General features: G+C 70.9%; 7 protein-coding genes. 4 read left to right on the forward strand and 3 right to left on the reverse strand.

Annotated elements, in window-relative coordinates; genetic code table 11:
• The first annotated feature begins 27 nt into the window (after positions 1–27).
• Positions 28–1221, forward strand: coding sequence for an elongation factor Tu (tuf, locus tag AC3ETA_RS31355; RefSeq protein ID WP_432196257.1), 1194 nt, complete (start codon positions 28–30; stop codon positions 1219–1221).
• Between the two features lie 37 nt (positions 1222–1258).
• On the opposite strand, the gene AC3ETA_RS31360 is transcribed toward tuf, so the two are convergent.
• Entirely contained in the window at positions 1259–1639 is a 381-nt protein-coding gene (locus AC3ETA_RS31360) for an anti-sigma factor antagonist (protein WP_432196258.1), read from the reverse strand.
• Positions 1640–1796: 157 nt separating this feature from the next.
• On the reverse strand, positions 1797–2234 hold the full coding sequence (locus tag AC3ETA_RS31365) for a MarR family winged helix-turn-helix transcriptional regulator (RefSeq protein WP_432196259.1): 438 nt from the start codon (positions 2232–2234) through the stop codon (positions 1797–1799).
• Positions 2235–2337: 103 nt separating this feature from the next.
• Here AC3ETA_RS31365 and AC3ETA_RS31370 point away from each other — a divergent pair, with 103 nt between their 5' ends.
• On the forward strand, positions 2338–3789 hold the full coding sequence (locus tag AC3ETA_RS31370) for an aldehyde dehydrogenase family protein (RefSeq protein WP_432196260.1): 1452 nt from the start codon (positions 2338–2340) through the stop codon (positions 3787–3789).
• A 23-nt stretch (positions 3790–3812) separates the two neighbouring features.
• Positions 3813–4919, forward strand: coding sequence for an NAD(P)-dependent alcohol dehydrogenase (locus AC3ETA_RS31375; RefSeq protein ID WP_432196261.1), 1107 nt, complete (start codon positions 3813–3815; stop codon positions 4917–4919).
• Between the two features lie 19 nt (positions 4920–4938).
• On the opposite strand, the gene AC3ETA_RS31380 is transcribed toward AC3ETA_RS31375, so the two are convergent.
• The gene (locus AC3ETA_RS31380) at positions 4939–5889 is read right to left on the reverse strand and encodes an NADP-dependent oxidoreductase (protein WP_432196262.1); all 951 of its coding nucleotides are present in this window, start codon (positions 5887–5889) and stop codon (positions 4939–4941) included.
• A 71-nt stretch (positions 5890–5960) separates the two neighbouring features.
• Here AC3ETA_RS31380 and AC3ETA_RS31385 point away from each other — a divergent pair, with 71 nt between their 5' ends.
• On the forward strand, positions 5961–6923 hold the full coding sequence (locus tag AC3ETA_RS31385; protein ID WP_432196263.1) for a GlxA family transcriptional regulator: 963 nt from the start codon (positions 5961–5963) through the stop codon (positions 6921–6923).
• Positions 6924–7024 lie beyond the last annotated feature (101 nt).

Raw genomic sequence — 7024 nt, forward strand, 5'->3', positions numbered from 1 at the left:
ATCACCGGATGCTCAGGAGGGCCCGCCATGGCGAAGGCGAAGTTCGAACGGACCAAGCCGCACGTGAACATCGGGACCATCGGCCACATCGACCACGGGAAGACCACCCTCACCGCGGCCATCACCAAGGTGCTGCACGACCGGTTTCCCGACCTGAACCCGTTCACGCCGTTCGACATGATCGACAAGGCGCCCGAGGAGCGTCAGCGGGGCATCACCATCTCCATCGCGCACGTCGAGTACCAGACGGAGCGCCGGCACTACGCGCACGTCGACTGCCCGGGGCATGCGGACTACATCAAGAACATGATCACCGGCGCGGCCCAGATGGACGGCGCGATCCTGGTCGTCGCCGCGACGGACGGCCCGATGCCGCAGACCAAGGAGCATGTCCTGCTGGCCCGTCAGGTGGGCGTGCCGTACATCGTCGTGGCGCTCAACAAGACCGACATGGTCGACGACGAGGAGATCCTGGAGCTCGTCGAGCTGGAGGTGCGCGAGCTGCTCACGGAGTACGAGTTCCCCGGTGACGACGTCCCGGTGGTGCAGGTCTCCGCGCTCAGGGCACTGGAGGGGGACCCGGCGTGGACGCAGGCGGTGCTCGATCTGCTGGACGCCGTCGACACGGCCGTCCCCGAGCCGGAGCGTGACGTCGACAGGCCGTTCCTGATGCCGATCGAGGACGTGTTCACCATCACCGGGCGCGGCACTGTCGTCACCGGCCGGATCGAGCGCGGCCGGCTGCTGGTGAACAGCGAGGTCGAGATCATCGGCATCCATGACCACAAGACGAAGACGACCGTCACCGGAGTGGAGATGTTCCGCAAGCTGCTCGACGAGGGCCGGGCCGGCGAGAACGTGGGGCTGCTGCTGCGGGGCGTCAAGCGCGAGGACGTCGAGCGCGGCCAGGTGGTCATCAAGCCCGGGTCGGTCACTCCGCACACCCGGTTCGAGGCGCAGGCCTACATCCTGTCGAAGCACGAGGGCGGGCGGCACACGCCGTTCTTCGACAACTACCGCCCGCAGTTCTACTTCCGCACGACGGACGTGACCGGCGTGGTCACCCTGCCGAGGGGCACAGAGATGGTCATGCCGGGGGACAACACCGGCATGCTCGTCCAGCTGATCCAGCCCATCGCGATGGAGGAAGGGCTGAAGTTCGCCATCCGCGAGGGCGGGCGGACGGTGGGGGCCGGTCAGGTCACCAGGATCATCGAGTAGGGATGTCACGGGCCCGGCCGGGCCCGCATGGCGGCCCTCATAACGTGCCGGACGTGGCCTCGGGCTGGCCGAGCGCCGCGTCCGGTGTCGGATGCGGCGGCAGCAGGCGGTTCAGGCCGGTGATCCTGAGCACGCGCAGGGTCAGCGGGTGCGTGCAGACCAGGTGCAGCTGCCCACCGTGGTCGTGGGTCCGGCTCAGGGCCCGGTACAGCAGGCGAAGCCCGGAGCAGTCGAAGAACTCGATGCCCCGCAGGTCGATCACGATCCGCGCTTCGGGATGTGCCGTCACCCGGTCCAGTAACGGGGCGATCTCCACCGCGGCCGCGATGTCGATCTCGCCGAGCAACTCCAGCACCGTGTGGTCGCGGTGCCGGTGGACGCGCAGATGCCGGCTGAACGGCGCAGGATCCTGCTGCACGACGACATCGCCTCCAACCAACCTGTTCACTTGCGGCGGGCTGCTCAAATCCAGTCCCCGCACTGCAAGTTACCCTCGATTGAGCGAATCTGAGCATGTTCGATTGACATATGTCTTCGATTTGCGACAGATGCTTCGCGTGATGTGCGAGGCGTGACTACGACAGCGCGTGCCAGGCCCTGGAGAGTGCCTGCCGGAACTGCTCGGTCTGATGAGCCGTGAGCTCCCGCACCATCCGCTCCTCCAGCTCCCGTACCTCTCCCTCGTGCCGGGCGAGCAGCTCGCGGGCGGTGTCGGTGAGCAGGATCAGCAGCTCGCGGCGGCTCTGCGGATTGCGCTCGCGACGCACGAGCCCGCGGGTCTCCAGGCTCCGCACCAGATCGGCGATCGACTGCGCCGTGACGAAGGAGGCCCTGGCCAGCTGGGCGGCGGACAGTCCGTCGTGCCGCTGGAGCACGGTGAGGGCCGTGTACTGGAGTGCGGTGATCCCGGACGGCTTGACCAGCTCGTCCAGGTGTGAACGCACCACGAGCTCCACCTGTTTGACCATGTAGAGGAGCGACGGCGGTGCCTTGGCTGCCTGGGCGTCGAGCATGACTTCAGCCTAGAGCATTGACAGGAATCCTGTCCGTAATGAGACTGCGGACAAACAGGAATCCTGTTTGTTGAAAACTTGGCGACGATGCTGAGGAGCGGCGATGACCACCTTCGAGATCGAACCCGGGCGGCTGTTCATCGGGGGCCGGTGGCGCGAGGCCGCCGACGGAGCGCGTACCGAGGTGGTCGACCCGTCCCGCGGCGCGGTCCTCACCACCGTCGCGGACGCCGGCGCCACCGACGTGGACACCGCCGTACGCGCCGCGCGGGACGCCTTCGACGACGGCGCCTGGTGCGGGCTGAGCGGCCGGGAACGCGGCCGGATCCTGCACCGGGTCGCCGAGCTGATCCGGGAGAACGCCGACCGGATAGCCGAACTGGAGAGCCGTGACGTCGGCAAACCGATCACGCTCGCGCACGCCGTCGACGTCACCAACGCGGCAGGCGACTACGAGCACTTCGCCGCTCTCGCCCACACCCTGGACGGCGCCGTCCGGGACACCCCCATGAACGCCCTCGCCTACGTCCGGCGCCGGCCCATCGGGGTGGTCGCGGCGATCACGCCGTACAACTTCCCCCTGATCCTGGCCGGTTCGAAGATCGCCCCGGCGCTCGCGGCCGGCAACACGGTGGTCCACAAGCCGGCCGAGGAGACCCCGCTGAGCGCCCTGTACATGGCGGACCTCTTCCAGCGGGCCGGCGTCCCCGACGGCGTGGTCAACGTCGTCACCGGCGGCCCCGCGGCCGGCGAGGCGCTGCTGCGGCACTCCGGCGTGGACAAGGTCGCCTTCACCGGCTCGACCACCGTCGGCCGGAAGGTCGCCGCCGTGGCGGGGGAGGCGCTCAAGCCGGTCACCATGGAACTCGGCGGCAACGCGGCCCACGTCGTCTTCGAGGACGCCGACCTGGAGAAGGCCGTCGGCGCGATCATCAAGGGTTTCGTCTTCAACACCGGGCAGTTCTGCATGGGCGGACCCCGGCTGCTGGTGGCCCGCCAGGTCCACAGCACCCTGCTCGGCATCCTCGCCGACGCCGTGCCCGGCGTCCCGGTCGGCGACCCGCGCGCGGCCGGGACCGTGGTCGGCCCGATGGCGGGGGAGCGGCATCTGCGCAAGGTCGAGGAGTACGTCGAACTGGCCCGCAAGGAGGGCGGCACCATCGTCTGCGGCGGCGAACGGCTCGATCTCGACGGCGGCTACTACTACAGGCCCACCGTCATCGCCGACCTGCCGAACGACTCCCGGGTGATCCAGGAGGAGATCTTCGGCCCGGTCCTCACCGTCCAGCCCTTCGACTCCGAGGACGAAGCCGTCGAGCTGGCCAACTCCACGCCGTACGGCCTGGCCGCGGGCGTGCAGACCGGGAACCTGGCCCGCGCCCACCGGGTCGCCGAACGGCTGGACGCCGGGATCGTCTGGGTCAACGACTGGGCGATGCTCGACCCGGCGGTCCCCTTCGGCGGGGTCAAGGACTCCGGCTTCGGCCGTGAGTACGGGCCCGAGGCACTGGACGCCTACACCACCACCAAGTCCGTCGTCGTCTCGCTCGACTGAGCGCAGCCAAGGAGAGTCACGCGATGTCCATCCCCACCCGTGCCGCCGTCGTCGAGTCGGGCGGAGCCCCGTTCACCCTGTCCGACGTGGAACTCGACGAGCCCGGACCGCACGAGGCCGTCGTCCGCATGGTCGCGACGGGCCTGTGCCACACCGATCTCGGCGTGGCGAGCGGAGCGCTGCCCTTCCCGCTGCCCGGCGTCCTCGGCCACGAGGGCGCCGGCGTGGTGGAGGCCGTCGGCGCCGCCGTGACCGGCGTCGCGCCGGGCGACCACGTCGTGCTGTCGTTCACCTCCTGCGGCGGCTGCCACGACTGCCGGGGCGGCCACCCGGCGTACTGCGCGACCTGGCTGCCGCTGAACCTCATCGGCGGCCGGCGGGCCGACGGCACCGGCACCATCAGCCGGGCCGGGGAGGAACTCGGCGGCCACTTCTTCGGCCAGTCCTCCTTCGCCGAGCGGGCGTTGGTGGACGAGCGAAGCCTGGTGAGGGTCGACCCGGAGGTGCCGCTCGCCTCGATCGCCCCACTGGGCTGCGGGGTGCAGACCGGGGTCGGCGCCGTCTGGAACGTCCTGAAGCCGGCCACCGGCAGCACCGTCGTCGTCCTCGGCGCCGGAGCGGTCGGCCTGTCCGCCGTCATGGCAGCCGCCCTGACCCCCGCCACCGACATCGTCGCCGTCGACCGAGTCGCCGAACGCCTCACACTTGCACGCGAGCTGGGTGCCACGCACACCGTCGACGCGGCCGGGACCGACCTCGCCGGGGCGCTCGCGGAGATCACCGGCGGCCGGGGTACCGACGGCGTCGTCGAGACCACCGGCAACGTCGGTGTGCTGCGCCAGGGCGTCGACGCGCTCGCCGCCCGGGGCACCCTGGTCGTCGTGGGCGCCCCGCCCTTCGGTACCGAAGTCGCCCTCGACGTCAACGGGTTGCTCGGCGGCAAGCGGGTCGTCGGCCTCACCCTCGGTGACGCCGAGACACAGACCTTCATCCCGGCCCTGGTCCGGCTGGTGAAGGAAGGCCGGCTCCCGCTGCACCGCCTGATCAGCACCTATCCGTTCACGGACATCGACCAGGCGGTACGGGACATGGGCGCGGGCAAGGCGATCAAGCCCGTACTCACGTTCTGACGCGGCCGGCCCGTCCGGTTCAGTCGACCGTCAGGACCAGCTTCCCCGTCGTCCGGCCGGTGTCGCCCACGGCGTGCGCCTCGGCGGCATCGGCCAGCGGGAAGGTCCCGGCGATCTCGGGGCGCAGCTTCCCCTCCTCGACCAGGTCCGCGATCGCCCGCATGCCGGCACGGTCGGCGTCCACGAGCATCCGCACGGCCCGCACCCCGAGCCGCTCGGCCTCCTCGCCGAACTCGTCCGAGCCGACCGGCAGGATCGAGACGACGACACCGCCCGGACGCAGCACGCGCAGCGAGCGCACCGAGGTCTCACCGCCCAGGGTGTCCAGGACGACGTCGACGTCCTTGACCGCCTCGGTGAAGTCCGTCTCCCGGTAGTCGATCACCTCGTCCGCGCCCAGACCACGCAGGAACTCGTGCTTGCCCGCGCTCGCCGTGCCGATCACATGGGCGCCTCGCGCCTTGGCGATCTGCACGGCCACGTGCCCGACGCCGCCGGCCGCGGCGTGGATCAGCACCCGCTGCCCCGGCCGGACGTCGGAGTGCTCGGTCAGCGCCTGCCAGGCGGTCAGGGACACCAGCGGCAGCGCCCCCGCCTCCGTGTGGCCGATGACGGAGGGCTTGTGCGTGAGGGCCCGCACCGGGGCGACGACGTACTCGGCGTGCGAGCCGTGGCCGAAGGGGTAGGGCAGCATGCCGAAGACCTCGTCGCCGGGACGGAAGGCGGCGACGCCGATGCCGACCGCCTCGACCACGCCGGAGACGTCCCAGCCCAGGACGAACGGCGGCTCACCCAGGAAGCCGCCGTTCTCCCGGTGCTTCCAGTCGGTCGGGTTGACGCCGGCGGCGCGGACCCGGACCAGTACCTCGTTCGGGCGCGGCGCCGGGCGCTCGATCTCCACTTCCTTCAGGACCTCGGGACCGCCGAGGACGTCCTGGCTGATGGCTCGCATCGTGTTCACAGTGCTCATGGTGAAACAGCCTGCCGGGCTCCGCCGCACCGGAAAATGGCACGATTGCCAACCTTCGATAGGATCGTGCCATGGATGGTGAACGACAGGTGGAACGGGTCGTGGTGCTGGCCCTGGACGGCGTCTATCCCTTCGAGCTGGGCATCCCCAGCCGGATCTTCGGCGCCGCCGACGGCCGGTACGAGGTGCTGACGTGCAGCATCGACGGCCGGCCGGTGCGCAGCAACGCCGACTTCACGATCGGCGTCGAGCACGGGCCGGAGATCCTCGCCACCGCCGACACCGTGGTGGTCGTCTCGGTCGGTGTCGCCTACATCCCCACGGAGCTGTCCCCCGAAGTCGCCGCCGCGCTCGCCCGGATCCGCCCCGACGCGCGGATCGTGTCGATCTGCACGGCCGCCTTCGTCCTCGCGGCGGCGGGCCTGCTGGACGGGCGGCGGGCCACCACGCACTGGCACGTGACCGACCTGTTCCGGCGCCGCTATCCGCAGGTCGAGCTGGACCCGGACGTCCTGTTCGTCCACGACGGCCGCGTCCTCACGTCGGCCGGTGCCGCCTCCGGCGTCGACGTCTGCCTGCACATCGTGCGCACCGATCACGGCAGCGAACTGGCCAACGCGGTCGCCCGGCGCTGCGTCGTACCTCCCTTCCGGGACGGCGGCCAGGCCCAGTACATCGAGCAGCCCGTCCCGGAGAGCGGAGCCGCCGGCACCGCCGCAACCCGCGCCTGGGCCCTGGAACGCCTCGACGAACCGCTCACCCTGACCGACCTCGCCGCCCACGCCCGGATGAGCCCGCGCACCTTCGCCCGCCGCTTCAACGACGAGGTCGGCCTCAGCCCCGGCCGCTGGCTGATCCAGCAACGCGTCGGCCGGGCCCGCCATCTGCTGGAGTCCAGCGACCTGCCGGTCGACCGGATCGCCATCGAGGTCGGCTTCGCCACCGGCGCCTCGCTGCGCCAGCATTTGCACGCCGCGATCGGGGTGTCACCGCAGGCGTACCGCCGCACGTTCCAGGCGGCCGGGGTCCGCTAGGGCAGCCCTGGGGCCTGGTGCGAAAGTGGCGCCTGCCGCGCGACGCCCGGCACGCCCTGTCGCCGCACCGCCCGAAAGCCCGAGTACGCCCGGTACGAGGG

The organism is Streptomyces sp. bgisy027 (assembly GCF_057710365.1).